Here is a 24,733-nt window from a genome sequence, read left to right as displayed (position 1 = left end):
GCCCCATTTATCTGATGCTATCTCAACGCGGTTTTACCCTACTCGAAATACTGCTGGTGCTCGTGCTGCTCTCGCTCAGTGCTGTGGCCGTTATATCGACGCTACCTAGCACGAACAACGATGATGCGAAACAGTACGCGATGAGCCTTTATCAGCGTCTACAACTGAGTAATGAAGAAGCCATTCTCAGTGGCAAAGATTTTGGTTTGCGGGTCGATGAAAAAAAATCGCATCTGGTTTTCCTATCGATGGAGGACAAGGGATGGAAGCCGCTAGAGAGCAAGAAAATGGCTTCACAGCTCCAACTGCCTGAGGGGTTATCTCTCCAGTTTGAGCTGGGAGGAAGTGCATGGAAAAACGACGATCGACTCTTCAAACCGGGCAGTCTGTTTGATGACGATAAGTTTGCTGATGAAAACGAACAGAAAAAGCAGCTACCACCACAAGTGTTTATTTTATCGAGTGGTGAGCTGACCCCTTTTGTCCTGAGCATCCATCTTAATCAGCAAGATGCAGAGCAAGGCTGGCGAGTGGTAGTGAAAGAAAACGGGGAAATCACGCTGTTCGCTCCGGGAGATGCGATCGATGGGTAAACAAAAAGCGATGACGCTGTTAGAAGTCTTGGTGGCGCTGGCTATTTTTGCCACCGCTTCCATCAGTGTGATCCGTTCGGTCAGCCAACACATCAATACCGTGAGTTATTTGGAAGAAAAAGCGTTTGCCGCCATGGTGGTCGATAACCAGATGGCGCAAGTGATGCTTACTCCTCAAAACGTACAAGCGAAAAATGGCAGTGAGGTATTGGCGGGCCGAACCTGGTATTGGAAAGTCACTTTAGTACCCACTGCGGATAATTTATTGAAAGCTTTTGATGTCAGCGTGGCTAGTGAAAAAGAAGGATCACCTTTGGTGACAGTGAGAAGTTATGTCGCCAAATAAACAAAACAAAGGCTTTACCCTGATTGAAGTGCTGGTGGCGATTGCGATTTTCGCTAGTTTGAGCGTTGGTGCTTACCAAGTATTGAACCAAGTCCAGCGCAGTAATGAGATTTCAGCCCAACGTAGCCAACGTTTGAACGAATTGCAGCGCGCCATGGTGTTAATGGATGGCGATTTTCGGCAGATGGCAACGCGTCAATTTCGCACCAATGGTGAAGAGCCAAGTCAACAGATGCTGATTTGGAAAGAGTACTTGCTCGACTCCGATCAAAAAGGAGTGCTGTTTGCACGATTAGGTTGGCATAACCCACAGCAGCAATTTCCACGCGGGGAAGTCACTAAGGTCGGCTACCGAATTAAAGAGGGCGTGTTAGAGCGTATATGGTGGCGTTATCCTGATACTCCTGTAGGGCAAGAAGGGATCATCACGCCATTGTTACATGATGTTGAGTCACTATCTCTGCGCTTTTATAACCAAGATAAATGGAGTGAAGAGTGGAGTGATGCCTTGAAAATCCCACGGGCGGTGGCCGTGAAATTGGCGCTGAAAGATTATGGCGAGATTGAGCGTATCTACCTTACTGCTGGTGGTGGCATCAATTCGACCAATAAAGAGGCTGATAATAATGGCGCACCCTAATCGAGCCCAACGCGGTGTGGCGTTAATCGTTATCTTGCTGTTGTTGGCGATTATGGTGTCGATTGCCGCAACCATGTCCGAGCGTTTATTCACACAGTTTCAAAGAGCGAATAATCAAATTAGTTACCAGCAAGCCTATTGGTATAGTGTGGGTAGTGAAGCTTTAGCCAAAGTTGCTATCGAGCAGAGCTACAAAGACAACGAAACGATTAACTTAAGTCAACCTTGGGCGATGAAAGAGCAAACGTATCCATTGGATTACGGCACTCTGAAAGGGCGCATCCTTGATAAACAGGCTTGTTTTAACCTGAATGTACTCTCGAGAGCCAGACCTGCGGCAGGGAGTGTCGAAAAACCCTATTTAGTGCAAGTGTTGCAACGGTTATTGGAAGAGCTTGAGGTCGACAGCTATCAAGCCGAAGTGATTGCCGATTCGGCTTGGGAGTATATTGATGGCGATTCAGATGTGCAGTCCTCTTATGGCGTAGAAGACAGCCAGTATGAATCAATGTCTCCTGCTTATCTGGCGGCGAATAGTTTACTTGCGGATAACAGTGAGTTGCGCGCGGTTCAGCAGGTGAGCGGTGATGTAATGAATAAAATAGCGCCTTATATCTGCACTCTCCCCACTGATGATTGGCGTTTGAATATCAATACCTTGGAACCCGATCATGCCAAGTTATTGGTGGCGATGTTCAGCCCGCACTTAAGTGCAGGGGATGCAAAAAACTTACTCGAGAGCCGACCATTTGATGGCTGGGCTTCGGTAGACAATTTTCTCGCAGAGGCCGCATTGGCTGCTGTGGAGAGCAAAGTGAAAGAAGAAGCGAAACAGTACCTAGCTGTCGATAGTGCTTATTTTGAACTGGATGCTCAAATCTTGGTTGATGACTCGCGAGTTCGTATTCGCAGTTTATTGTTTAGTGATAATAGAGAAACCGCAACGGTCATACGCCGTCGCTTTGGAGGGATCAGTGAGCGAGTTTCTGACCGTTCGGCTGAGTAGTCAACAAGACGCTGAAATACCTTGGCTGGTGTGGTCAACACAGCAGCAAGAAGTGATTGCCAGCGGTGAAATATCCGGATGGGAGCAGCTATCTCAGCTCTCTAGCTATGCGGCTGAACGCGCCACGATTGTGCTGCTCGCTGCCAGTGATTTAGTTCTCACTGAGGTCGCGATTCCATCAGGGGCGGCTCGTCGCTTAGAGTCAATGTTGCCTTATCTAATCGAAGATGAGATCGCACAAGATGTGGATGAGCTGCATTTTTCAATTTTGCATAAAAACGCTTCCACTGCTTACGTTGTCGGGGTGGATCGTGCTTGGTTGCGTACCCGCTTAGATGAGCTCAAAGCCGCGGGTTTTGACGTGAAAAAGGTATTACCGGATGTGTTGGCTATCCCTGCATCAGAGGGGTTGTCGGCACTGCAGATCGGCCAAGAATGGTTAATCCGTAAAGGTGAGTATTTAGGGGTGAGCATTGAACCGCAGTGGTTAACGCTGTTTAGTGCTTCAGAATGGGTCAAGCAAGAGGGGCACTATTTACCGCTAGAGGCGTATACCCCGCTCCCTGAGCTGACATTGGCTGAAGGGCAACATTGGCAACAGGCCGAGCCTCATTTAGTCATGGCGTTGCTGACTCAGCAAGCAATAGCGAGCAAAGTGACTTTACTGACGGGAAGTTTTAAAACCAAGTCCTCGTTTTTGAAGCATTGGCAAGTATGGCAAAAATGCGCATTAGCGGCCGCGGTGTTGATTGTAATTTCAACCAGCCACCATCTTTTGCAAGCTGGGCACTACGAAGCGCAAGCCGATGCTTATCGAGCGGAGAGTGAACGTGTTTTTCGCGCGGTTTTCCCTGATAAACAGAAAATACCCACTATCAGTTACCTGAAAAGACTGATGAATGATGAAGCGGCTCGACTCTCTGGCGGTGGGGCCAATGGTTCGATGTTGGAGTGGTTGTCGAAGTTGCCCAGCAGTATCGGCAGCGTACCGAACATGCAGTTGCAAAGTGTTAAATATGATGGCAATCGGGGTGAAATTCGCCTTGAAGTTCAAAGTAATGATTTTGAAAGCTTTGAACAAGCGCGCCTTAAATTGGAAAAGCAGTTTGTGGTTGAGCAAGGGCAGTTAAACCGCTCGGGTTCTGTAGTTAATGGTACCTTCATACTGAAAAGCCAGTGAGGTGAGTGACATGAAAAATAGCCTGAGTGCACTTCAACAACGATGGGCGGCCTTTTCCCCTCGTGAACAGAAATTACTGTTAGGTGGTGTGTCGCTGTGTGTGGTTGCGATCATTTATTGGGGCATTTTAGCGCCACTTAATCAGAAAACCGAGCTTGCGCAAGCCCGGATTATCAGTGAAAGACAATTGCTTAATTGGGTGACGGATAAGGCCGATGCCATTACTCAATTGCGCGCACAAGGTGGTGGGGTGGCAACGACGCAACCGCTCAATCAAGTCATCTCATCAAGTGTGCAGCGTTTTCAAATTGAGCTTATTCGTATTCAACCGCGTGATGAAATGATGCAGGTTTGGATACAACCACTTCCTTTCTCTAAATTGGTGGATTGGCTTGCCTTTCTAAAAGAGCAGCAAGGTGTCGATGTCGAGTTTATGGACATCAACCGTGCTCAGCAAAGTGGCGTTGTCGAAGTAAAACGCTTACAACTGAAGCGAGGTGGTGAGTGAAAAAGAAATTGCTCTATAGCGGGTTCCTTGTAATGGTTTTTCTCATCAGTGTGGTCGCGCATATTCCGGCTTCCTTGGTGATGAATCAACTCTCCTCTTCCGAAGTCATGCGTGTCACTGGTGTTGACGGTACGGTGTGGTCTGGTAGTGCTCAGCAACTCTTTTGGCAAGGGCAAAATGTCGGCGATCTCAACTGGGACATCCAAGTATCACAACTGCTGATGGCCAAGTTTGAAGTGGCGGTACGCTTTGGACGCGGTAGTGATATGGGAGTTCGTGGCAAAGGCAATCTTGGTCTGGGGTTTTCTGGCCCTTATGCGGACAAGGTTGTGGTTTCTGTCGCGGCTAATAAATTAGCGACGCTGTTTCCGCTGCCTGTACCAGTGACTTTTCAGGGGCAAGTCGAGTTGTCCCTGAACCATTACCGCTATGATAGCCCGTGGTGTGAATCTGCCGAAGGCTCACTTGCGTGGACTCATGGTCGAGTTGACTCACCTTTAGGAGAGCTCTCGCTTGGTCCGGTAGTGGCAGATCTGCAATGTCAAAGCAATCAGATGACATTGAACGGTCAGCAAAACAGTGAGCAAATGAGCAGTGAATTTGCCCTGCAGCTGCAACCAGATATGAGTTACAGTGCGAAAGCGTGGTTTAAACCTGAAGCGCAATTCCCACCCGAAATGGCGGAGCAATTACAGTGGATTGGAGCGCCAGACAACCAAGGTAAATATCAGTTTAATTATCAAGGCCAGCTTTGATTGGTTTTTTAACCGTAATCATTTCATACCCCAATAAAAATGCTGAGTCTATTGATCGGCATTTTTATTGGTAATGGCCGTTATGGTTTGACTTGTAAAATGGTATTCCAAGGCAAATCGGCATCCCCTAACACAATAAAGTTGGGGTTTTCTAACGTTTCACGCTCATTGTAGGACAGCGGTTGCAGTTGCGTGTTGAGGATGCGTCCGCCCGCCTCTTCTACGATGCATTGCGTGGCGGCGGTATCCCATTCACCGGTTGGGCCGAGACGCAAATAGCAGTCGACAGCACCTTCTGCGACTAAACACGCTTTCAGCGCTGCCGAGCCCAGCGGCACTAGCTCATAATTCCATGCGCTGCTCATGCAACTTGTAATACGGTTAATATCTTGGCGGCGACTGATCGCAATCGCGATGGATTGCCCAACGGTTTCGTGCTTGTGTGTTTCAATACGCAAGCTTTCAGACATGTCGGGGATCTTCCATGCGCCTTTGCCTGCGTAGGCGTAGTAGGTCACGCCAGAAACGGGCCCATAGACGACGCCCATCACTGGTTGGTTCTCTTCGATCAGTGCGATAATGGTGGCAAAGTCACCACTGCGCGCAATAAACTCTTGTGTACCATCAAGTGGGTCAACCAACCAGTATCGCTGCCATTGGCTGCGTTTTTCTAGGCTAATGTCCGCCGCCTCTTCCGACAAAACAGGAATATCTGGCGTGAGTTCACTCAGTCGTTCGCAGATCAGTTTATGCGCAGCAAGATCGGCACTGGTGACTGGGGTGTGGTCACTTTTGGTGAACGCTTCGTAGTTTTTCTTTTCGTAGATATCGAGAATCAATTGCCCGGCAGAGCGAGCGATTTCAATTACGTCAGGCAGTAAGTAAGATAAATTATTGGCTGTTGGCATCATCAATCCTATAGCTCTACTTTGTTATTTTAGGCTGCGCAGAGCAAGCAGTAGTGCGGTAATGCTTCGGGCTTCACAGAAATCGAGGTGAGTCAGTAGCTCTTCTGCTTGGGCCAGAGGCCAGCGAATGACCTCTAAAGGTTCGGGTTCATCGCCTTCCATTACTTCTGAGTATAGATCTTGTGCTAAGAAGAGTGTCATTTTGCTCGAAAAGTAAGAGGGGGCAAGTACCACCTCTTTTAAGGGGGTTAAGGTGGTTGCGCCAAAACCAATTTCTTCTTTGAGTTCACGATTTGCTGCTTGTTGCGGGCTTTCTCCTTGGTCAATCAAACCCTTAGGGAATCCGAGCTCATAGCGTTCAGTGCCAGCGGCATACTCTCGAACCAGCAGTAAATCTCCTTGTGCCGTTACTGGCACCATCATGACTGCATGCCGGCCGCTCGGTTTCATTCGTTCATAGGTGCGCTGTTCGCCGTTAGAAAAGCGTAAATCTAATGATTCGATGGTAAACAGGGTCGATTGAGCTGCCGTTCTTTGGGCTAAAATTTCGGGCAGTTTTCTGGTTGGCATACACTAATTCCCGTAAGGCAAATGACTTTTCTAACTATATGAGAAAATGACCTTAATTGAAAAGGACTTGAGCGCGGCAAATGATTTTAAGTATAAAAAAGCCGAGAATCTCATCTCGGCTTCGTTTTTCTGTAATCCACGTATCTAGCGATTCACTAGTAGTAAGAGTGCTCACCACGATCGTGTTCAGTAGCATCGCGCACCGCGGTTAATTCGCCTTCAAATTGTTGAAGCAGTTCTTTTTCAATGCCTTCTTTGAGGGTGACATCGACCATTGAACAACCGTTACAGCCGCCACCAAAGGCGACAATCGCAATACCATCTTCGGTGATTTCAACCAAGCTGACATGGCCACCATGGCCAGCTAACTGCGGGTTGACTTGAGTTTGAATCGCATATTCCACACGTTCAATCAGGCTTGCGTCATCAGACACTTTACGCATCTTCGCATTCGGAGCTTTAAGTGTCAGTTGTGAACCCATTTTATCAGTGACGAAATCGATCTCTGCGTCTTCTAAAAACGGCAAGCTCAGTTCATCGACATACGCAGAAAAACCTTCAAAGGCAATTTCAGTATCAGTCGCTTCCACTGCCTCTGGTGGGCAGTAAGAGACGCCACACTCTGCATTTTGAGTGCCTGGATTGACTACAAAAACTCGGATGTTAGTACCATCAGGCTGTTGCCCAAGCAACTTGCCGAAATGGGTTTGGGCTGTTTCGGTAATAATAATAGAATTTGACACGACGAATACCTGAGTAAATTTATAGGTTATTACTTGCCATTCTACTCCTGAAACACGGCGGATCCAGTCCTTTTTGCGCGCTAAATAAAACCGTGTTGGTTAATCTTTAGGTTCAGGAGTGCGGCATATGCAGTAAATATCAATCCTTTCGACACCGACTTCAAGCAGTAATTGACAGATTTGCTGCACGGTGCTGCCCGTGGTCACTACATCATCAACAAGTGCAATGTGCTTGTGCGTGGGAAGGTGCCGTAGTGTGAATGCATGTTTGAGATTTTGTTTGCGCTGTAATTTAGAAAGCCCTTGCTGCTGGGGTGTTGCGCGATTGCGTTTGATCAACTGGTTATCGCAGCTAGCCCCCAGTTGTTGACTTAATTGAGAGGCAAGTAGTGCACTTTGATTGAATCCGCGTTTTAAGCGCCGTTGCCAGTGCAACGGAACGCTGGTGATGAGCGGGGCGGGAGTGTCGATACGTGGCGTCAGTAAGGCACTCAAATGGCGAGATTGCCAAAATTGACCTTCATATTTGAGTTGATGAATGGTGTGACTGAGCGGAAAAATGTAGTCGCCGACACAGTATAGGCGTTGCCAAGGCGGAGGATTTGCTAAACATTGCCCGCATTGAGGCACGGTAATAAGCGTTGGCAGGCCGCACTGTTGGCAGCGAGGTTGCGGTGCAAAATAGGTTAGGCAGGTCTTACACCAAGCCCCAGTTTGATGAGTTTCAATCGGTAAACGACACAGTAGACACTGACGGCTTACCAAGCGAGTGATGGTTTTTTGAACCCAATGCGATAACATAACCCAACCAAAGCAGTGAAACGAAGTATGGTTATACTCTTGCAACTTGAATCAGTCTTTGTGTTGACCGTGATTTCAAGTCAGTGAGTGTATGATCGGTATTTTTTCAGCGAAGAAGTGTGAATTTAGTGGGGGAATTTGTGAGCATGGCCACAGCGTTATATTGGCAAGCCTCAGGCGAGGGCGATGATCTTGTCTTGGTGCACGGTTGGGGGATGAATGGTGCAGTATGGCAGCAAGCGGTCGATGTGCTTAAAGGACATTTTCGTGTGCACGTGGTTGATTTGCCTGGTTATGGTCACAGCACTGCTAGCCACGCCGCTGATCTAGAAGAGATCGCGCAAGCGCTAATCATGCAAGCGCCTAAACAAGCCATTTGGGTCGGTTGGTCTTTGGGTGGGTTAGTGGCGACTCATATGGCACTGCATCACCCAAGTTATGTGAGCAAATTGGTCACTGTGGCGAGCTCTCCCAAATTTGCGGCACAGAAACCGTGGCGTGGCATTCTCCCTCAAGTGCTCAGTGCCTTTACTGAACAGTTAATGGACGATTTTCAGGCTACTGTTGAGCGCTTTATGGCGCTGCAAGCGATGGGCAGCCCTCAGGCAAAGCAAGATGTCAAATACCTAAAACAAGCGGTGTTATCACGGCCCGCGCCGAACCCACAATCATTGTTAGCGGGTTTGGTCATGTTGGCGGAGGTGGATTTGCGCCAGCCGTTGACAGCACTCTCGATTCCCATGCTTCGTCTATATGGTCGGCTTGATGGTTTGGTGCCGGTTAAGGTGGCGCAAGAGTTGCAAAAAACCTTGCCCAATAGCGAGCAGTACATTTTTGGCAATTCCTCCCACGCACCGTTCATCACTGAACTGGACGATTTTTGCCAGCAGCTCATCGCCTTTGCACGTTAAGGCATTGATACCCATGCAATGTCTTTCTACTTAAAGCTACAGCTGTGTTGGCTCACCTCAATCACATCGTTGATCTCTCTCATGGGGATTCACCCGTTTGCTGTCTTTATCTGTAGCGTCCTGAAACGTCAAGCCGTTGGGTACAAATGTTAAATTAAAAATAAATTTGCTAAAAGTTTGAGCAATCTGGTCGATATAAAGTCTAACCCAGTAGTGCTGAGCGAAAGCAGGTCTATCGGGGCGGGCGATACTGAGGAGGTTTCGGCTATGATGGTGTCACCAACGAACGTAAGTGTGCCACTTATCGCCCCATCGGTTAATGTGCAAACGGAACAGGCCGCGCGTGACAATCGGATCCGCGCCCCTGTGATGCCAACCGTCGAACTGGCTAAAACCAACGCTGAGCGTAAGGTAAAGGCGGATGATAAAAGACGAAAACAGTCGTCATGGGACCCTTCAGAGCACCCAAGCTATGAGGTTGGCACCGAATACGAAACATCGACTTCTTATCAAGAGGAGCAGAAAAGCGAGCTCGAAAGGCTGTTTGACTTGCTCGCTCTCGCCACCTACAGCAAGGATCAAGGTAAAAGCTATACGATGCGGTTTAGGTTACCTAAACACATTATTGATGCTGCGATAACCGAAGGCAAAATGGCGCGCCGGCGAACTGTAATTAAGTACTATTATGGTCACGCGGTTGCACCCAATACGCCTTCTGAAGTGATTGCGGTGTTGTAGGTCGATGAATGCGACTTATCGCGATAAATAAAATCCCCACTTAGGCATTGGCCGCAGTGGGGATTTGTGTTTTTTGCGGCTCTGATATGAGCGACGTGGTTAGGTGCTTTTCACTGTGATTCGTTTATCCAGTAAGTTACGCATCGCCGCTATTTTTTCGCTTTAGCAAAGGCGGCGGCGAAAGCTCCACCCATTGCCGCGTTTTGTTGTGGCTCTTCACGACGGCGTTGCGGTTGGCCACCGTTTTGATGCGAACGCGTGTTGCCACTTGTAGAGCCAGAGCGTTGGCTGCGGTTATCTTGCCCCGGCTCATCGTTTAAGCGCATCGAGAGAGCAATGCGTTTTCGCTGCACATCGACTTCCATCACTTTAACTTTGACGATATCGCCCGCTTTCACCACTTCACGCGGGTCGGCAATGAAACGATCAGTCAATGCAGAGATATGCACTAAGCCATCTTGGTGAACGCCAATGTCGACAAAAGCACCAAAGTTGGCCACATTCGATACCACGCCTTCCAAAATCATCCCAATTTCCAGATCTTTCATTTCAGTCACGCCGTCAGCAAAGGTCGCGGTCTTAAACTCAGGGCGTGGATCGCGGCCCGGTTTATCGAGCTCTTTGATGATGTCAGTGACAGTCGGTAGGCCAAAATGCTCGTCGGTGTAATCGACGGCGTGTAAATTGCGCAAAAATTCACTATTGCCGATCAGTGCTTTGATCTCTTTGCTGTTTTTTTCGGCGATGGCTTTCACCACTGGATACGCTTCTGGGTGAACCGAAGAGGCATCGAGTGGATTTTTTCCATCCATAATGCGTAAGAAGCCCGCACATTGCTCAAATGCTTTTGGCCCTAAGCGCGCGACTTTTTTCAGTGTAGCGCGTGAGGCGAAGCGTCCATTTTCATCCCGATAATCAACGATGTTTTGCGCCAGTGCGTTAGACAAGCCGGCCACGCGTGTTAACAGCGCGGCAGAGGCGGTATTCACATCCACGCCCACTGCGTTGACGCAGTCTTCAACAATCGCATCTAAGCGTTTGGCGAGCATCGACTGGCTGACATCGTGTTGGTATTGGCCCACACCGATCGATTTCGGATCGATTTTCACCAGCTCGGCAAGTGGGTCTTGCAGGCGGCGAGCAATCGACACCGCGCCGCGTAGCGACACATCCATATTGGGGAACTCTTTGGCCGCCAACTCAGAGGCTGAGTAGACCGAGGCCCCTGCTTCGCTAACAATGATTTTCTGCACTTTCAGGTTGCCGCGCTTAATGACATCAGCGACAAAAGTATCGGTTTCGCGCGATGCGGTACCGTTGCCAATCGCAATCAAATCGACGTTAAATTGGCGTACCAACTGCTCAACAATTTTCGCTGATTTGTCATGTTGGTTATGCGGTTGATGCGGATAAATCGTCTCAGTTGCCAGTACTTTACCCGTGGCGTCCACTACCGCAATTTTCGAACCCGTTCGCAAACCAGGATCCAAGCCGAGAGTGGCACGTGGGCCAGCGGGTGCGGCCATCAACAAATCTTTTAAGTTGGTGGCAAACACTTCAATCGCTTCGATTTCGGCACGCTCTTTCATTGTGCCCATCAGTTCGGTTTCCATGTGCATTGACACTTTAATGCGCCACGCCCAACTGATCACTTGTTTGCGCCACCCATCGGCAGGGGCGCTGCTTAAGTGAATGCCATAGTGTTGTGCAATCAGCGTTTCGCAATACGATTGGCGCACGCCCTCATCTTGCTCTGGGTCGGCATTCATGCTCAAGCTTAAAAAGCCTTCATTGCGGCCGCGAAGCATGGCCAATGCGCGGTGTGAAGGCACTTTACTGAGCGTTTCGTTATGCGCGAAGTAATCTTTAAATTTCTCCCCTGCTTGCTCTTTGCCTTCGACCACGCGAGAGACCAATTCGGCACTGCGCGTCAAATGGCGGCGCACTTTGTCCAGCAGGTTGGCATCTTCCGCAATGCGTTCCATGATAATGGCGCGTGCACCGTCCAGTGCTGCTTTGATATCACTGATCCCTTTCTCGGTGTTCACATAGTGTGCGGCCTCGGTTTCAGGGTCGGTTTGCGCTTCATTCCACAGCTTGTCTGCCAGTGGTTCAAGCCCTGCTTCAATCGCAATTTGACCTTTAGTACGACGCTTAGGTTTGTAGGGCAAATAGAGATCTTCAAGGCGAGTTTTACTGTCTGCTTGGTTGATCTCTTGTGCTAGCTCGGCGGTGAGTTTGCCTTGTTCTTGAATCGATTTCAGAATGGTTTGGCGGCGATCATCGAGCTCGCGCAGATAGGATAAACGGCTGTCTAAGGTACGCAGTTGGGTGTCGTCTAGCCCACCCGTGACCTCTTTACGGTAACGGGCGATAAAAGGAACGGTGTTTCCGTCATCAATAAGTGTGACAGTCGCTGTCACTTGCTCAAGACGCACATTTAGCTCTTGTGCGATCAATTTGCAGATAGCTTGGCTCATCCGTGGTTTCTCTTTTGTAGTTCAGTAGCACCACCACTCAGGGTGGTTTGAATAGGGTAACTATTGGGGCACGTTAGACTTATTTCTAGTCTAATGGCGCGCTGTTATGAGATTAGTGAGATAACCTTCTACCCGATTGTGCCAAAGAGGTCACGTAACGCGTGTGATTTTGATGTCATTTTTCAGCGTTGGCAGCGCTAAAACCGAAGATGAGTTTGGTGGCTAAAGATAAGCTCAGTCAGTTGGTGCCGAGCGAAAATGACAGTATAGTAGCAAGCCATCGTGATGAATGTATAACCCGCGGCTACCTTGAATGTACGGCGCTGTGTAATGGGAAAAGATCTTGAAGACCAAACTGATAACCCGTGAGGGCTACAATAAATTAAAGGCAGAGCATGACCATCTTTGGCATGAAAAACGGCCAGAAATTACCAAAATAGTCACTTGGGCTGCTGGCCTTGGGGATCGCTCTGAAAACGCAGACTACACCTTTAATAAGCGTTTACTTCGCCAAATTGATCGCCGAATTCGTTTTTTGAGAAAATTTTTACCGGAAGTGACGATAGTTGATTATTCGCCTCAACAAGAGGGGAAAGTGTTTTTCGGTGCTTGGGTGGAAATTGAAAATGAAGCGGGTGATGTAAAGCGCTTTCGCATTGTGGGCCCAGAAGAGATTTACGGTGACGCGAAAGATTACATCTCCATCGATTCACCGATGGCGCGTGCTCTGCTGAAAAAAGAGGTTGATGACGAGGTGCAAGTGCCCACGCCCACCGGTATCAAAGAGTGGTTTATTAACTCGATTGAGTATGAAAAAGGGCAGTGAACGGAGTATTCGGTTATCCAAAATATTCCTCGGTCGCTCATTTTTCTCACCTCACTTGCTTCGCAACGTCTCTAACGGCTTTTTCAACACGGCGGGTAGCGAGTAGAGCAGCAGTAGCCGTAGGGCGTGGTTGATCATCACAAACGCGGGTTCCATGCCCAGCAGTAGGGCGACGGCGGTCATCGCTTCTACGCTGCCGGGGACCCAAGCTAAAAGTAATACCACCCAAGATTTATCCAGCAGTAACGCAAACAAGCCAGACACGGCGACGGCGACCAGCAGACCAATCAGTGTAACCATCACACCCGCGCGCGAATAAGCCATGGCTTCGCGCAATGTGGTATCGGCAAGGCGTGCGCCAATCAAAATGCCCAGCAGTGCGGTGGCGAATACTACCATCCATGTTGGAAGTTGTAGCGCAATGCCTGTCGAAAAACTATTGAAACTGGCCGTGACCAGCAGTGCCGCCAACATATAGGGCGCGGGAATGCCGAGCAAGGTCGAGCCTTTGCCCAGCAGTAGACTAAGCAGCGCAAGCGCAAAGAAAATCAACCACGCGTAAATCGTTAAACTGCTCTCAACGGGGGCAGCGTCGGGCGTGCTATTGGAGATAAAAAGAGCCAGTAACGTGAGGATCATCAAGCGCACCGAGTGCGAATAAACCACTTTGGTTGAAGGAGTCTGGCTTGATTCGCTGATCACCAAAATCGCTGCCATCGCGCCCGGTACCGCACCGAGTAGAGATTCAAACGGTGACCAACCTTCTCTTTTGCGGAGCCAAAGAAAGCTGCTGGCGATCTGCAAGCTTAAGCAGCAAACCAAACCGATAATCACCGGTAGGTTTAAGGTTTCGCCCAATTGACTTAAACTGATGGTCGCCCCAACGCTGATGCCGAGCACAATTTGCACCGTCAACAATAACCCGTTAGGAACGCGAATGGATAAGAGGCGTTTTTTATGCAGCACAATGACCAAAGCTGCGGCAATAAACATTTCAGAAAGCGGAATGGCGAGCAGGCTTCCCACACTCGCCGCAACAGCTGCGATCACCACAATGTGAATAAACAGAGTAAAAGAAGCTCTTTCGAACATTATGCCTTTCCTTAATAAAATTGTGCAGCGTAAATGCCATCGCTCCTCTAGCACTTCACGTTGTAGTGCTTGCGTTTGGCTTTCTCCCGTATCGATATGACCGTCGGGGGATGATGATTTAGGCCATCGCAGGGTTTAAACGTGTCCAGCTTACTAACAATAATGCAGCGAATGCCAACCACACCAAAGTGGCACATACCAGTGTACTGGTGAGAGGTAGCCAATAACTGAAGTAGTATACTGCCAACAGGTATGCCGCATACGGGATAAGCGAGTAAAGGCCAAACAACGCGGTGGTGCGCAGGTCTTCCATCGTGCGTTCGGTGCCGACAATGTAATGCGCAATCAGAGCGAAGGTAGGAAATAGCGGTACAAGACCAGCAATAAAAAAGCTTTTGCTTTTGGAGAGCAGGGCGATGATCAACACGGCAAGCGCACCAAGCAGGCACTTGAAAAACAGAGCTGCCATGACATTTCCTTTTGTCAGAATAGATTAAGTGTTGCTCACTATAAATCACTGACAGGTTAACTAGAAATGTTCATTGATGGGTTTGTTATTTTCTCTGCAACATTTCTTCAAATCCAAGTAAAATGGCCGTCACTCTTTTTATTCGGCGGCGTGTTGTATCATGCGGCTTGGTTGGGCAAAGATGAAATTAGGAAAACGGCTCACGCAACTAGTACTGCAGATCAACCGCCACTATGATCATATTTGGGATTGCTGCTGCGATCACGGTTTGCTTGGCGCGGCGTTACTGAAGCGCTGTCCAAATAGTGTGGTGCATTTTGTAGATATTGTGCCAGCGTTGATTGAAAAGGTGACGCTTGATTTAACGCGCTATTTCCCTGCAACGGCGGCGTTACCGCGCTGGCGTACACATTGCCTGGATGTGCGCGATTTGCCGCTTGATAGCCATTCTGGCTCGCATCTACTGATCATCGCTGGGGTTGGCGGTGATTTAATGAGTGAATTCATTGCCGCGCTGGTTGAGCGTTATCCGCATCGCTCGTTCGATTTTCTGCTTTGTCCTGTGCATCACGGCTACACCTTACGTGAACAGTTGATGACACTGGGCGCGAGATTACAACAGGAACAACTGGTGGAAGAGAATCGGCGTATCTACGAGCTGCTGAACGTGCAGATTAATCCGCTTGCAGTACGAGGCAAAGAACCAAAATTACCCCCCCTTAGTTTGGTCGGTGAATCGATCTGGCAAGTGGCCAATGATGAGCAAAAAATGATTGCCCAGCGTTATCTGACGCAATTGCAACAGCATTATCAGCGTAAAGCGCAAGGCGGTGATGTTAGCGCGCAAAAGTGTTGGCAAGCCTATCAGCCGATTAATATCACTTGTCGTGGAAATTTTAGCGATGGAAATAGCCCAATAGGCGGAGAATATGAAAGCACTCAATGATCTGAACTTGTTTGTCGAAACCGCACGCCAAGGCAGTTTTTCTAAGGCGGCCAACAGCGTATCGCTGACCACGGCCGCGGTCAGTGCCGCCATTCGCCGCTTAGAAGAGCAGGTGCAGTTTCCGCTCTTTGTCCGCTCGACACGTCATATGCGCTTAACCCAAGAGGGGGAGATTTTCCTCGCCAAAACTCAGACAGCCCTTGCCACGTTGCAAGAAGGGCTCGATCAGATAGCATGCGCGCGCGGTCAACTGGCGGGGAAGCTGCACCTCAGTGCCCCTTCGGATTTGGGGCGCAATTTACTGCTGGATTGGATCGATGAATTTATTGCCTTGCACCCGAATGTCATTGTTAAACTGGATCTCTCTGATCGCTTAGCGGATATGTATGCTCACCCGATGGATATTGCGATTCGTTATGGCCATCCTGCTGATTCCAATTTGGTTGCGATGCCGCTGTGTGAATCAAACGAGCGCGTGTTGTGCGCCTCGCCAGAATATTTGGCAACGCATCCACCTATCCTCCATCCTGACGATCTGCAACATCACAATTGTCTTTGTTATATGCTGGCCGACACGCTGCATAATAAGTGGGTTTTGAGCCGAGAGGGCGAAACGCAGAGTGTGGTAGTGCAAGGAAACCCCGCATGCAACGATGGTGACGTGGTACATCGATTGGCTGTTAAAGGCAAAGGCATTGCCAATAAGTCATTAATGGATATCAGTCAGGATATTATTGATGGGCGCTTAGTACGCATTTTACCGCAATGGGAAAGTGGGCCAGTGCCAATTTATATCGTGTGCGCAGATCGACGTTTGATCACCCCAACCATTCGCGCTTTTCAGGAATTTATTCGTGGAAAAGGCTGCCAGCAACGACAAGCGGTACTGACAGCCATCAAACAGCGTGAGAGTTAATCCCGCATTAGCCAACAAACGTTAGCGGGCGGATTTGTAGGTATTCCAATGCCTCTTGCTCGCTAAGCTGTTGTTGAAAGTGCTGAAAATGTGCACTCTGTTGGTGTTGTTGCAAGCTCTCCTCTGAGCACCAAATCTCCTGCATCAAGAATAAGCCGTCAATCGAGTTATCACGATAGAGCTCATATTGGCAGCAGCCTGTTTCGTTGCGGCTCGGTTCAAGCAGCGCTTCAAGCATGGCTTGCACTCGCTCTATTGAGTCGGGAAGGGCTTTGATTTCGGCTAATAAGTGGATCATGGCTTATAACTCAGTAAAGACGGTTTGCTCTGGCCAGCGAGATTTCGGCAGCTTGGCGTTAAAATCTTCTTCGCTGTGGTAACCGAGCGGTACAATCACTAAGCTGGTGAACCCTTTTTCAGTCAGGCCAAACTCTTGGTTGAGCACCTCGGCATCAAACCCTTCAATGGGGACAGCATCAATGCCCATCGCAGCCGCTCCGAGCAGCAGTGTTCCAACATTTAAATAAACTTGTTTTTGCATCCAGTGTTCGGCGTCATTGAGCGTTTCTCGATGCAAGTTAACAAAATAGCTGCGTCCGCCGTGCATGCCTGTTTTCGCTTCTTCATTGGCAAAGCGGCCATCTTTCTCTTCGTTTTCCAGCAGCGTCAATAAGTAGTTATCATCAATATCGGTTTTGGCGCAAAACACCATCACGTGAGACGCATCCAAAATTTTGCGTTCGTTAAAGGAAAATTGACCTTGCGCCGCTTTGGCGATACGCGTTTTGCCTTCCTCGCTAGCCGCCAAAATAAAATGCCAAGGCTGCGAATTGACGCTAGAGGCGCTCATGCGTACCAGTTCTTTAATATCAGCGACTTGCTGTTCAGTCAGTTTACGGTTGGTGTCAAACGCTTTGGTGGAATAGCGCGCTTGCGATGCTTGAACAATATTCATTTTTCCCTCCTAGGGAAGATAACATTCGAGATGGCGCTAAGATAACGGACTGAGTCCAAACAAGAAACCGCCTCTTGCTTAATTCATTTTCAAAAAAAATTTGATAATCCGAATTTGAAAACGCCCTAGCTTGCGGAAAAAGTTAGCACTATCTCATGATATTTCTGAATTAGCGCATACACTTAATGTGTACGGTAGATCATCATTAAGGGATATGGTCACTCACTAAGCGTTAATGATTGTCTAATATATTCAAAAGGTTGCTTTGGCCGGAGAGTATGCATGACGGAGTGTAAGTGCATTTGTTGGTTTATTCTCTTTTCTCTTTCCATCCCCTCGGCGTGGGCGGACATTGACTACGGGCCTGCGCAAAGCTATGTGCAATCGCCACTGCATACCAATAGCCTTTCTGCACAACTTCGCTCCGGCTTTTCGATGCAAGAGGAAGAAGTGGAGCTCTACACCAGCGCGACTATCGCCAGCATTTGGGCGATCACGCCTGACTATACGCTGGATTATTACCAGAATCAGCTTGCAATGGGCGGTAAATGGCAGCTCACTTCGAAGTGGCAGGTTGAGTTTAATTATCGTTGGAACTTTGCTGCCAATAATCATTTAGATGGCTTAACCATTGCTTTTCATGACTGGTTTGGCATTGATCAAAATGGGCGTGAGGATGTCGATAACGATCGCTTCATCATTCAAATGCCAGAGTACGGCATTGATCAGGAAGCGTTCCGAGGCGAGACATTGAGCCGTGCGTTGACCAGCTATTTACAGTACCAGCTGGTGGATAAGCCTCATCACGGTTTGTCATTGGGAGTTTCACTCTATTACAACGATCCACACCATGGAATATTCAACCTATCCGAGTTTGAACAAGCGGTGCAGCTTAATTATGGCTACCGAAGAGGTAAGCATGCACTTGATACGCTGTTGGCTATCACCTTTCGCAACCCGACCAATGTACCAGGCCAAACCCAGTATCATTCGAGCACTTGGTCGATGGGTACCAGTTATCGATATCAGTGGTTAGAACGCCATTATCTGATTGGGCAGGTCTCATTCTATCAAGGCCTTTCAACGGGGGAGGATGACTTTTCTAAACCATCGACCGAGTTTATTTTGGGGTATCGTTATCAAATGAGCCATTCAGCGATTGAAATTACTGTGGTCGAAAATATGTTTAATGCCAACAACAGCACCGATATTGCCTTTGGTTTAGGCTATCGCTATCGCTTTGGCCGCTTTGATAAAGAGCCGAACTGACAAACGATGTCATCCGCTTAGTGTCTAACAACGAAGCGCGACAAAAGACATAAACGTTAACAATTCTTTGCATGATTTTAGCCGCAACGGTGTTACATTTTACTCGCTCGGTTTGATATTGGCTGAAGCTCAGAATTAGGTGGGATCTCAGATGCAAGAAAACTATAAAATTTTAGTGGTGGATGATGATGCGCGTTTACGTGCATTGCTTGAGCGTTACTTGTCAGAGCAAGGTTTTCTGGTGCGTAGTGTCGCCAATAGCGAACAGATGGATCGCCTGCTCACTCGTGAAAACTTCCACTTAATGGTGCTTGATTTGATGTTACCGGGTGAAGATGGTTTGTCTATTTGCCGCCGCTTGCGTAACGCCAATAACATGTTGCCGATTTTAATGCTGACCGCCAAAGGCGACGAAGTGGATCGTATTGTTGGCTTGGAGGTGGGTGCGGATGATTACCTGCCCAAACCGTTTAACCCGCGTGAACTACTGGCGCGAATCAAAGCCGTGCTACGTCGCCAAGTGATTGAAGCCCCCGGCGCGCCAAGTGCTGAAGAATCGGTGGTTGAATTTGGTGAGTTTCGCCTGAATTTAGGTACCCGCGAAATGTTCCGTGGCGATGAGCCGATGCCGCTCACTTCCGGTGAATTTGCCGTATTGAAGACCTTAGTCACCAATGCGCGTGAGCCAATGTCGCGCGATAAGTTGATGAATATGGCAAGAGGGCGTGAATACTCCGCAATGGAGCGCTCGATTGATGTGCAAATCTCGCGTTTACGTCGCATGCTTGAAGTGGATCCAAGCAAACCACGCTACATACAAACGGTGTGGGGCTTAGGTTACGTCTTCGTTCCAGATGGTAAAGAGTCTTAAATTTCAATCAGCTCCTGTCGGTTAACCCGCAGGAGCTTTTTTGTCGCCTTTTTGATAGTACGTTCATAGCGGGTTTTCCTATGCGCATTCGCAGTTCCTTTACTCAATCGATTTTGCTCTTCTTTTCATTGCTGATCGCCAGCCAAGTGTATTCTTATTACGCCGTATTTAACTATGCTTTGATGCCCAGTTTGCAGCAGTTCAATAAGATTTTGGGCCATGAGATCAACCTAATGCTGGACGATGCGGCGAACAATACATCGAAGCTGGGAATGGACGCCTTACAGCGCCGCCGAGTGTTAGAACAATTGGGCGTCACCATTCATAGTGAAGAGAGTGAGATGGCCCAAGAGTATCACGATGCCATCAGCATTGATTTGATGAGCGAGGAGATGAGCAATGAGCTCGGCTCGCCGACCGATGTGCGGATGATTTTGGGTAAAGAGAGTTATATTTTATGGATGAAAGTGGACTCTTTTCCGGGGTCATTAATACGCATCCCTCTCTCTGAGCTGCAAAAAGAGGATTTTGCGCCACTATTTCACAATAGTTTGGTGATGGCGTTACTGATCGTCTTAGGAGGATGGTTGTTTATTCGTCTGCAAAATCGTCCCTTAATTGCCTTAGAAAAAGCCGCCAAAGCCGTTGGCCGAGGTGAGAACCCGCCACCATTGCCGCTCAAAGGCGCTTCTGAAATTCGCGCGGTGACGTTGGCGTTTAATCAAATGTCGAAAGGGATCCAAGCGCTTGAAGAGGATCGCTCATTATTGATGGCGGGGATCAGCCACGACTTACGTACGCCGCTGACTCGTATTCGCTTAGCCACGGAAATGATGTCTCCAGAAGAGAGTTATCTCGCCGAAGGGATCATCAGTGATACGGAAGAGTGTAACGAGATCATCAGTCAGTTTATGGACTACCTTAAACCCGTCAATAAACAGACCTTTACCGCCGTTGATCTCAATGAGATCGCCAATGATGTCGCCACTGCCGAAGGGGGCTACGAGATCAAAATCGATGTCGCGCTGTATTTACCAATGCAGCCAGCCTTTGGCAATGCGATCGCCATTAAACGCGCGGTGAGCAACTTAGTGGTGAACGCCATTCGTTATGGTAATGGTTGGGTTAAGGTGAGCACGGGCAGTACCGCAGATAACAAAATGGCTTGGGTTTGTGTGGAGGATAATGGCCCGGGTATTGATCCTAGCCAAGTGAGTAAAGTGTTTGAACCTTTTACGCGTGGTGATACCGCGCGCGGCAGTGAAGGCACAGGACTTGGTTTGGCGATAGTGAAACGGATTGTTAGCCAGCATCATGGCAGCGTTGTGGTGAGTAACCGCAGTGAAGGTGGACTCAAAGCGCAACTGAGCTTCCCGACCAAATAGGGGCTTATTCACTAAATAACACAATGGGCTCAGTTGAGCCCATTGTGTTTGCGGTTTATGTCTTTTCGGCTGCTGACCGAAGTTTTTGGGCCCATCCATGCAATCAGTTGGTTTTGAGCTCTTCGAGTTCTTCTTCTTCGCGTGGCAATTTTTCTGGCAGTAGCAAGTTGAGCAAAATGGCGGTGATACCGCCAGCCGCTACGCCGGATGAAAAAATGCTCTTAATGAACTCGGGCATAAATTGCAGAATCTCTGGCTTTTGCGCAATGCCTAACCCCATCGAAAACGACAGCGCCATGATTAAAATCGCGCGGCGGTCGAGATCCACACGGGAAATAATACGCACACCTGCGGCTGCAATGGTGCCGAACATTACGATGGTTGCACCGCCAAGTACCGGTTCAGGAATCAATTGTACAAAGCTTGCCACGCCTGGGAACAGGCCGAGCAACACCAACATGGCGGAAATAAAGTAACCCACATAACGGCTGGCAACCCCGGTGAGCATAATTACGCCATTGTTTTGGCTAAAGGTCGAGTTGGGAAAACTGTTAAAAACCGCCGCCAGCGCGGAGTTCAAACCATCAGCCAGCACACCACCTTTAATACGCTTCATGTAAATCGGCCCTTTGACAGGCTCGCCCGACACTTCAGAAGTGGCGGTGATATCACCAATCGCTTCCAATGCGGTGATCAAGAAAATCAGTACCAGAGGGATAAAGAGTGACCAATCAAAACCCAAACCAAACTGCATAGGTATTGGTAGTGCAATCAGGGCCGTTTCACTCAGTGAATCAGTGTTCACCATCCCCATCAAGTAGGCCATGATATAACCGACGAACATCGCAATCACAATCGATGCTACGCGAATGTATGGGTTACTTGAGCGGTTGAGCAGCACGATAAGTCCAAGCACGGTTCCCGCCAGCGCCAGTTTGTCTAAGCTGCCAAAAGTGCCATCGCTGAGCGCAGCATAGCCGCCACCCATAGAAACTAAACCAACTTGTACCAGTGTTAAGCCTATCAGGGTAACCACAATGCCCGACACCAGCGGCGTGATCACGCGGCGCGCGTATTGCAGCACTCGTGATAATAGGATTTCAGCAAAAGAGGCGACTAAAATGGTGCCAAAGATCGCCGCCATCATAGTGCTTATATCTGCACCACCTGCTTTTAATGACAAGCCTGCGCCAATAATTGGCCCAAGAAAGTTAAAACTGGTGCCTTGGATAGAAAGTAAACCGGAGCCAATCGGGCCAATGGTACGGATCTGGATAAAGGAGGATAAGCCAGATGCAAACAGCGACATGCTGATGATGGTGTTGGTCTGTTCGGCAGAAACACCAAGTGTTTGGCAAATAATGAGCGAAGGGGTGATGACCGCAACAAACATGGCTAGCAAATGTTGTAAAGCGGCGAAAATGGTTTGGGGTAGCGGTGGCCTATCGTTGAGTTGATAAACCAAATCAGACTTACGCGAAGCGTTGTGGATAGTCATACTGTTTTCCTAATGGTGCGTTATTGTCTTAGCGTTCGCTGAGTGGGAGCACTAAGTGGAGCAGACACGTCATCTGTGATTGCTGTTAATCAGAATCTGCTCGGACTGGATAAGTGAGTAGTTCACTAAAAAAATTGGCGAAATTATAGAGGGTTTACGCAAGAAAGCAAACGTTTGCTTTGCTGTGTAAGGGAGAGGGGAATACAGAACGAACAATCTTATGCTTTGGCGTAGATGTCCTTCTCTCCTAACCAGCGATCGATAATGGCGGTCGCGTGGCTTGGATAATGGTCGTGTAAGTAGCGAGCAATGCGCTGTACTTCAGGAATTAAACCTTGGTCACGGACTAAATCCGCAATTTTGAAATCCGCGAGGCCAGTCTGTTTGGTACCAAGCAGCTCCCCCGGACCGCGAATTTCTAAGTCTCGCTGAGCAATTACGAAACCGTCATTGCTCTCACGCAGTACACCCAAGCGTTTTTGCGCGGTTTTCGATAGTGGTGCATGGTAGAGCAATACGCAATGGCTGGCGACAGAGCCTCGCCCTACGCGGCCGCGTAATTGGTGCAACTGTGCTAAGCCCAAACGCTCAGGGTTTTCGATGATCATCAAGCTCGCATTCGGCACGTCAACGCCAACCTCAATCACCGTTGTGGCAACCAGCAAGTGCAGTTCATTGTTTTTAAAGGCTTGCATCACCGCTTGTTTTTCGCTCGGCTTCATTCGTCCATGCACCAAACCGATTTTGACATCGGGCAGAGTGCGTTGTAGCTCTTGCGCTGTGTCGGCGGCGGCTTGCGCTTCTAGCACCTCAGACTCATCAATCAAAGTACAGACCCAATAAGCCTGTTTTCCTTCATTCAAACAGGCATGACGTACGCGCTCGACGATATCATCACGCTTTGTATCTGGGATAGCGACAGTTTGAATGGGCGTTCGTCCCGGTGGCAGTTCATCAATAACGGAGGTTTCTAAATCAGCGTAAGCGGTCATCGCTAAAGTTCGTGGGATCGGCGTTGCGGTCATGATCAACTGGTGCGGATATGCGCCTTGCTTCGCCCCTTTCTCACGCAGTTCTAAACGCTGGTGGACGCCAAAGCGGTGTTGTTCATCAATGATGACGAGCGCAAGGTGATGAAATTCAACTTGTTCTTGGAAAAGAGCGTGAGTACCCACTATCATTTTTGCCTCACCGCTGGCAATGCGAGCCAGTTCTGTTTCTTTCGCTTTGCCTTTTAATTTACCCGCCAGCCAGCCGACTTGGATGCCCATTGCTTCAAACCAGTTGGCAAAGTTAATTGCGTGCTGCTCGGCCAGCAATTCCGTCGGTGCCATTAATGCTACTTGATAGCCATGTTCGATAGCACGTGCGGCGGCTAATGCTGCGACCAAGGTTTTCCCTGAGCCCACATCACCTTGTACTAAACGCATCATGGGGTGAGCTTGTGCCAGATCGGCTTCGATCTCTGTTACAACACGTGTTTGTGCTTTAGTGGGAGAGAAAGGCAGTTGTGAAAGCAGTTGTTGTTTGAGTTTGCCAGACCCAGCCAGTGGCAATGCGATATCTTGCTGGCCTTGATGGCGTACAGCCAGCATGGAGAGGTTTTGCGCCAACAGCTCTTCCATAATTAAGCGAACCTGCGCCGGGTGTTTCCCCTCATCAAACAGTTGCAGGTTAATGCCCGGCGGCGGTCGGTGAATGATGTGCAGCGCTTCAGAGAGCGTAATTTGGTGATCATACAACCCGGCAGGTAGCAATTCTTGTACGGCGGCTTTGTCGAGTAAACTTAATGCTTGATCAGTGAGTGTGCGTAGCGTGAGTTGGCGCAGGCCATCGGTTGTTGGGTAAACGGGTGTTAAGTTAGCTTCGACATCTGGCTGTTGCTGAGGAGCATAAAATTTATAATCAGGATGAACAATTTCAAGGCCGAATCCACCACGCTTAATTTCACCGTAAGCGTGCACTAACTTACCTTCAGCAAAATTGTTTTTCATCCCAGCCGTAAAGTTAAAAAAACGCAGCGTAATGGTGCCGTTACCATCGCTTATTTTTACTGTGAGCATTTTGCGTTTGCCAAAAACCGTATCCACCGCCATGACTTTACCTTGCACAGCGGCCCAAAGCCCGGGATGCAATTTAGCGATAGGGTAGATCCGTGTTCGGTCTTCATAACGTAAAGGGAGATGGAACAGCAGATCTTGCACACTGATTAAGCCAACCTTTTCCAGTTTTTCAGCCACTTTAGCGCCCACGCCAGAGAGTGAGGTGAGAGGAATCGCGGACAGTAGCTGTGACATAACAGGGCTCATTAACAGTATCGTTATGTA

General features: G+C 48.7%; 26 protein-coding genes. 15 read left to right on the top strand and 11 right to left on the bottom strand.

Translation table 11 applies throughout. The features are described from left to right. Nucleotides 1-14 precede the first annotated feature (14 nt). The 7 genes from gspH to AACQ17_RS12420 are packed head-to-tail and all read left to right on the top strand — an operon-like array spanning nt 15 to nt 5,028. Nucleotides 15-593, top strand: coding sequence for a type II secretion system minor pseudopilin GspH (gspH, locus tag AACQ17_RS12450; RefSeq protein WP_088728560.1), 579 nt, complete (start codon nt 15-17; stop codon nt 591-593). Beyond that, a complete protein-coding gene (gene gspI / locus AACQ17_RS12445) occupies nt 577-939 on the top strand; it encodes a type II secretion system minor pseudopilin GspI (RefSeq protein WP_017045697.1) in 363 nt (120 codons plus the stop codon). Before gspH ends, gspI begins: the two co-directional genes overlap by 17 nt. Then, nucleotides 926-1,579, top strand: a complete 654-nt coding sequence (gspJ, locus tag AACQ17_RS12440) for a type II secretion system minor pseudopilin GspJ (protein WP_094147564.1) — start codon at nt 926-928, stop codon at nt 1,577-1,579. The genes gspI and gspJ overlap by 14 nt, the downstream gene beginning before the upstream one ends. Beyond that, a complete protein-coding gene (gene gspK, locus AACQ17_RS12435; RefSeq protein ID WP_094147563.1) occupies nt 1,566-2,585 on the top strand; it encodes a type II secretion system minor pseudopilin GspK in 1,020 nt (339 codons plus the stop codon). The genes gspJ and gspK overlap by 14 nt, the downstream gene beginning before the upstream one ends. Next, entirely contained in the window at nt 2,554-3,765 is a 1,212-nt protein-coding gene (gene gspL, locus AACQ17_RS12430) for a type II secretion system protein GspL (RefSeq protein WP_094147562.1), read from the top strand. Before gspK ends, gspL begins: the two co-directional genes overlap by 32 nt. Before the next feature lie 10 nt (nt 3,766-3,775). After that, a complete protein-coding gene (locus AACQ17_RS12425; protein ID WP_013855429.1) occupies nt 3,776-4,273 on the top strand; it encodes a type II secretion system protein M in 498 nt (165 codons plus the stop codon). Further along, nucleotides 4,270-5,028: a type II secretion system protein N gene (locus AACQ17_RS12420; RefSeq protein WP_017043523.1), complete on the top strand. Its 759-nt coding sequence runs from the start codon at nt 4,270-4,272 to the stop codon at nt 5,026-5,028. Before AACQ17_RS12425 ends, AACQ17_RS12420 begins: the two co-directional genes overlap by 4 nt. An 80-nt stretch (nt 5,029-5,108) precedes the next feature. Here the strand turns inward: AACQ17_RS12420 and cysQ are convergent, their stop codons facing one another. The 4 genes from cysQ to AACQ17_RS12400 form a co-directional block, all read right to left on the bottom strand. Continuing rightward, the gene (gene cysQ / locus AACQ17_RS12415; RefSeq protein ID WP_010319313.1) at nt 5,109-5,936 is read right to left on the bottom strand and encodes a 3'(2'),5'-bisphosphate nucleotidase CysQ; all 828 of its coding nucleotides are present in this window, start codon (nt 5,934-5,936) and stop codon (nt 5,109-5,111) included. Between the two features lie 24 nt (nt 5,937-5,960). Continuing rightward, nucleotides 5,961-6,506 carry an ADP compounds hydrolase NudE gene (nudE, locus tag AACQ17_RS12410; protein ID WP_064624176.1) on the bottom strand — a complete coding sequence of 182 codons (546 nt, stop codon included), beginning with the start codon at nt 6,504-6,506 and terminating at the stop codon, nt 5,961-5,963. Nucleotides 6,507-6,661: 155 nt separating this feature from the next. After that, nucleotides 6,662-7,249, bottom strand: a complete 588-nt coding sequence (gene nfuA / locus AACQ17_RS12405) for a Fe-S biogenesis protein NfuA (RefSeq protein ID WP_013855425.1) — start codon at nt 7,247-7,249, stop codon at nt 6,662-6,664. 99 nt (nt 7,250-7,348) lie between these two features. Further along, a complete protein-coding gene (locus AACQ17_RS12400) occupies nt 7,349-8,050 on the bottom strand; it encodes an amidophosphoribosyltransferase (protein ID WP_019282843.1) in 702 nt (233 codons plus the stop codon). A gap of 146 nt (nt 8,051-8,196) precedes the next feature. Between AACQ17_RS12400 and bioH the strand changes: the two genes are divergently transcribed. Further along, entirely contained in the window at nt 8,197-8,961 is a 765-nt protein-coding gene (bioH, locus tag AACQ17_RS12395; protein ID WP_094147561.1) for a pimeloyl-ACP methyl ester esterase BioH, read from the top strand. Between the two features lie 267 nt (nt 8,962-9,228). Further along, nucleotides 9,229-9,699 carry a hypothetical protein gene (locus AACQ17_RS12390; protein WP_026027513.1) on the top strand — a complete coding sequence of 157 codons (471 nt, stop codon included), beginning with the start codon at nt 9,229-9,231 and terminating at the stop codon, nt 9,697-9,699. Between the two features lie 149 nt (nt 9,700-9,848). Here AACQ17_RS12390 and AACQ17_RS12385 read toward each other — a convergent pair whose 3' ends face one another. Continuing rightward, nucleotides 9,849-12,179 carry a Tex family protein gene (locus AACQ17_RS12385; RefSeq protein WP_094147647.1) on the bottom strand — a complete coding sequence of 777 codons (2,331 nt, stop codon included), beginning with the start codon at nt 12,177-12,179 and terminating at the stop codon, nt 9,849-9,851. Nucleotides 12,180-12,522: 343 nt separating this feature from the next. Between AACQ17_RS12385 and greB the strand changes: the two genes are divergently transcribed. After that, nucleotides 12,523-13,005 carry a transcription elongation factor GreB gene (gene greB, locus AACQ17_RS12380; protein ID WP_010319306.1) on the top strand — a complete coding sequence of 161 codons (483 nt, stop codon included), beginning with the start codon at nt 12,523-12,525 and terminating at the stop codon, nt 13,003-13,005. Between the two features lie 51 nt (nt 13,006-13,056). On the opposite strand, the gene AACQ17_RS12375 is transcribed toward greB, so the two are convergent. Together AACQ17_RS12375 and AACQ17_RS12370 are read right to left on the bottom strand one after the other, a co-directional pair. Continuing rightward, the gene (locus tag AACQ17_RS12375) at nt 13,057-14,097 is read right to left on the bottom strand and encodes an AbrB family transcriptional regulator (RefSeq protein ID WP_094147646.1); all 1,041 of its coding nucleotides are present in this window, start codon (nt 14,095-14,097) and stop codon (nt 13,057-13,059) included. 118 nt (nt 14,098-14,215) lie between these two features. Beyond that, nucleotides 14,216-14,566, bottom strand: coding sequence for a GlpM family protein (locus AACQ17_RS12370; protein ID WP_017048724.1), 351 nt, complete (start codon nt 14,564-14,566; stop codon nt 14,216-14,218). Between the two features lie 181 nt (nt 14,567-14,747). Here AACQ17_RS12370 and AACQ17_RS12365 point away from each other — a divergent pair, with 181 nt between their 5' ends. Next, nucleotides 14,748-15,512 (top strand): tRNA (adenine(22)-N(1))-methyltransferase, encoded by a 765-nt coding sequence (locus AACQ17_RS12365; RefSeq protein ID WP_170935140.1) that lies wholly within the window; start codon nt 14,748-14,750, stop codon nt 15,510-15,512. Further along, entirely contained in the window at nt 15,496-16,428 is a 933-nt protein-coding gene (locus tag AACQ17_RS12360) for a LysR family transcriptional regulator (RefSeq protein ID WP_013855415.1), read from the top strand. Before AACQ17_RS12365 ends, AACQ17_RS12360 begins: the two co-directional genes overlap by 17 nt. Before the next feature lie 7 nt (nt 16,429-16,435). Here the strand turns inward: AACQ17_RS12360 and AACQ17_RS12355 are convergent, their stop codons facing one another. Both AACQ17_RS12355 and nfsB read right to left on the bottom strand, forming a co-directional pair. Continuing rightward, complete coding sequence (locus tag AACQ17_RS12355) at nt 16,436-16,726, bottom strand: putative quinol monooxygenase (protein ID WP_013855414.1); 291 nt, start codon at nt 16,724-16,726, stop codon at nt 16,436-16,438. A gap of 3 nt (nt 16,727-16,729) precedes the next feature. Then, the gene (gene nfsB / locus AACQ17_RS12350) at nt 16,730-17,383 is read right to left on the bottom strand and encodes an oxygen-insensitive NAD(P)H nitroreductase (RefSeq protein ID WP_088731492.1); all 654 of its coding nucleotides are present in this window, start codon (nt 17,381-17,383) and stop codon (nt 16,730-16,732) included. A gap of 282 nt (nt 17,384-17,665) precedes the next feature. Between nfsB and AACQ17_RS12345 the strand changes: the two genes are divergently transcribed. The 3 genes from AACQ17_RS12345 (at nt 17,666) to envZ (ending at nt 20,908) form a co-directional block, all read left to right on the top strand. Continuing rightward, nucleotides 17,666-18,652, top strand: a complete 987-nt coding sequence (locus AACQ17_RS12345) for a DUF3187 family protein (protein ID WP_094147644.1) — start codon at nt 17,666-17,668, stop codon at nt 18,650-18,652. Nucleotides 18,653-18,803: 151 nt separating this feature from the next. Further along, nucleotides 18,804-19,523: an osmolarity response regulator transcription factor OmpR gene (ompR, locus tag AACQ17_RS12340; protein WP_010319303.1), complete on the top strand. Its 720-nt coding sequence runs from the start codon at nt 18,804-18,806 to the stop codon at nt 19,521-19,523. Between the two features lie 80 nt (nt 19,524-19,603). Next, a complete protein-coding gene (gene envZ / locus AACQ17_RS12335; RefSeq protein ID WP_094147643.1) occupies nt 19,604-20,908 on the top strand; it encodes a two-component system sensor histidine kinase EnvZ in 1,305 nt (434 codons plus the stop codon). A 103-nt stretch (nt 20,909-21,011) separates the two neighbouring features. On the opposite strand, the gene AACQ17_RS12330 is transcribed toward envZ, so the two are convergent. Together AACQ17_RS12330 and recG are read right to left on the bottom strand one after the other, a co-directional pair. Then, the gene (locus AACQ17_RS12330) at nt 21,012-22,406 is read right to left on the bottom strand and encodes a uracil-xanthine permease family protein (protein ID WP_047688004.1); all 1,395 of its coding nucleotides are present in this window, start codon (nt 22,404-22,406) and stop codon (nt 21,012-21,014) included. Between the two features lie 218 nt (nt 22,407-22,624). After that, on the bottom strand, nt 22,625-24,703 hold the full coding sequence (gene recG, locus AACQ17_RS12325) for an ATP-dependent DNA helicase RecG (protein ID WP_094147642.1): 2,079 nt from the start codon (nt 24,701-24,703) through the stop codon (nt 22,625-22,627). Between the last annotated feature and the right edge of the window lie 30 nt (nt 24,704-24,733).

The organism is Vibrio sp. V10_P2A27P122 (assembly GCF_963874335.1).
Taxonomy (GTDB): Bacteria; Pseudomonadota; Gammaproteobacteria; order Enterobacterales; family Vibrionaceae; genus Vibrio; species Vibrio anguillarum.
Note: the sequence above shows the minus strand (reverse complement) of the source record. Positions and strands in the feature narration are given on the sequence as shown.

Excerpts from the sequence above, each read along its gene's own strand:
- nudE (WP_064624176.1), bottom strand. The coding sequence starts at position 6,506 with ATGCCAACCAGAAAACTGCCCGAAATTTTAGCCCAAAGAACGGCAGCT.
- AACQ17_RS12375 (WP_094147646.1), bottom strand. The coding sequence starts at position 14,097 with ATGTTCGAAAGAGCTTCTTTTACTCTGTTTATTCACATTGTGGTGATC.
- gspH (WP_088728560.1), top strand. The coding sequence starts at position 15 with ATGCTATCTCAACGCGGTTTTACCCTACTCGAAATACTGCTGGTGCTC.
- AACQ17_RS12360 (WP_013855415.1), top strand. The coding sequence starts at position 15,496 with ATGAAAGCACTCAATGATCTGAACTTGTTTGTCGAAACCGCACGCCAA.
- cysQ (WP_010319313.1), bottom strand. The coding sequence starts at position 5,936 with ATGCCAACAGCCAATAATTTATCTTACTTACTGCCTGACGTAATTGAA.
- AACQ17_RS12330 (WP_047688004.1), bottom strand. The coding sequence starts at position 22,406 with ATGACTATCCACAACGCTTCGCGTAAGTCTGATTTGGTTTATCAACTC.
- AACQ17_RS12365 (WP_170935140.1), top strand. The coding sequence starts at position 14,748 with ATGAAATTAGGAAAACGGCTCACGCAACTAGTACTGCAGATCAACCGC.
- AACQ17_RS12390 (WP_026027513.1), top strand. The coding sequence starts at position 9,229 with ATGATGGTGTCACCAACGAACGTAAGTGTGCCACTTATCGCCCCATCG.
- AACQ17_RS12370 (WP_017048724.1), bottom strand. The coding sequence starts at position 14,566 with ATGGCAGCTCTGTTTTTCAAGTGCCTGCTTGGTGCGCTTGCCGTGTTG.
- gspJ (WP_094147564.1), top strand. The coding sequence starts at position 926 with ATGTCGCCAAATAAACAAAACAAAGGCTTTACCCTGATTGAAGTGCTG.
- AACQ17_RS12355 (WP_013855414.1), bottom strand. The coding sequence starts at position 16,726 with ATGATCCACTTATTAGCCGAAATCAAAGCCCTTCCCGACTCAATAGAG.
- AACQ17_RS12385 (WP_094147647.1), bottom strand. The coding sequence starts at position 12,179 with ATGAGCCAAGCTATCTGCAAATTGATCGCACAAGAGCTAAATGTGCGT.
- AACQ17_RS12425 (WP_013855429.1), top strand. The coding sequence starts at position 3,776 with ATGAAAAATAGCCTGAGTGCACTTCAACAACGATGGGCGGCCTTTTCC.
- ompR (WP_010319303.1), top strand. The coding sequence starts at position 18,804 with ATGCAAGAAAACTATAAAATTTTAGTGGTGGATGATGATGCGCGTTTA.
- envZ (WP_094147643.1), top strand. The coding sequence starts at position 19,604 with ATGCGCATTCGCAGTTCCTTTACTCAATCGATTTTGCTCTTCTTTTCA.
- AACQ17_RS12345 (WP_094147644.1), top strand. The coding sequence starts at position 17,666 with ATGACGGAGTGTAAGTGCATTTGTTGGTTTATTCTCTTTTCTCTTTCC.
- gspI (WP_017045697.1), top strand. The coding sequence starts at position 577 with ATGCGATCGATGGGTAAACAAAAAGCGATGACGCTGTTAGAAGTCTTG.
- nfsB (WP_088731492.1), bottom strand. The coding sequence starts at position 17,383 with ATGAATATTGTTCAAGCATCGCAAGCGCGCTATTCCACCAAAGCGTTT.
- gspK (WP_094147563.1), top strand. The coding sequence starts at position 1,566 with ATGGCGCACCCTAATCGAGCCCAACGCGGTGTGGCGTTAATCGTTATC.
- recG (WP_094147642.1), bottom strand. The coding sequence starts at position 24,703 with ATGTCACAGCTACTGTCCGCGATTCCTCTCACCTCACTCTCTGGCGTG.
- AACQ17_RS12400 (WP_019282843.1), bottom strand. The coding sequence starts at position 8,050 with ATGTTATCGCATTGGGTTCAAAAAACCATCACTCGCTTGGTAAGCCGT.
- bioH (WP_094147561.1), top strand. The coding sequence starts at position 8,197 with ATGGCCACAGCGTTATATTGGCAAGCCTCAGGCGAGGGCGATGATCTT.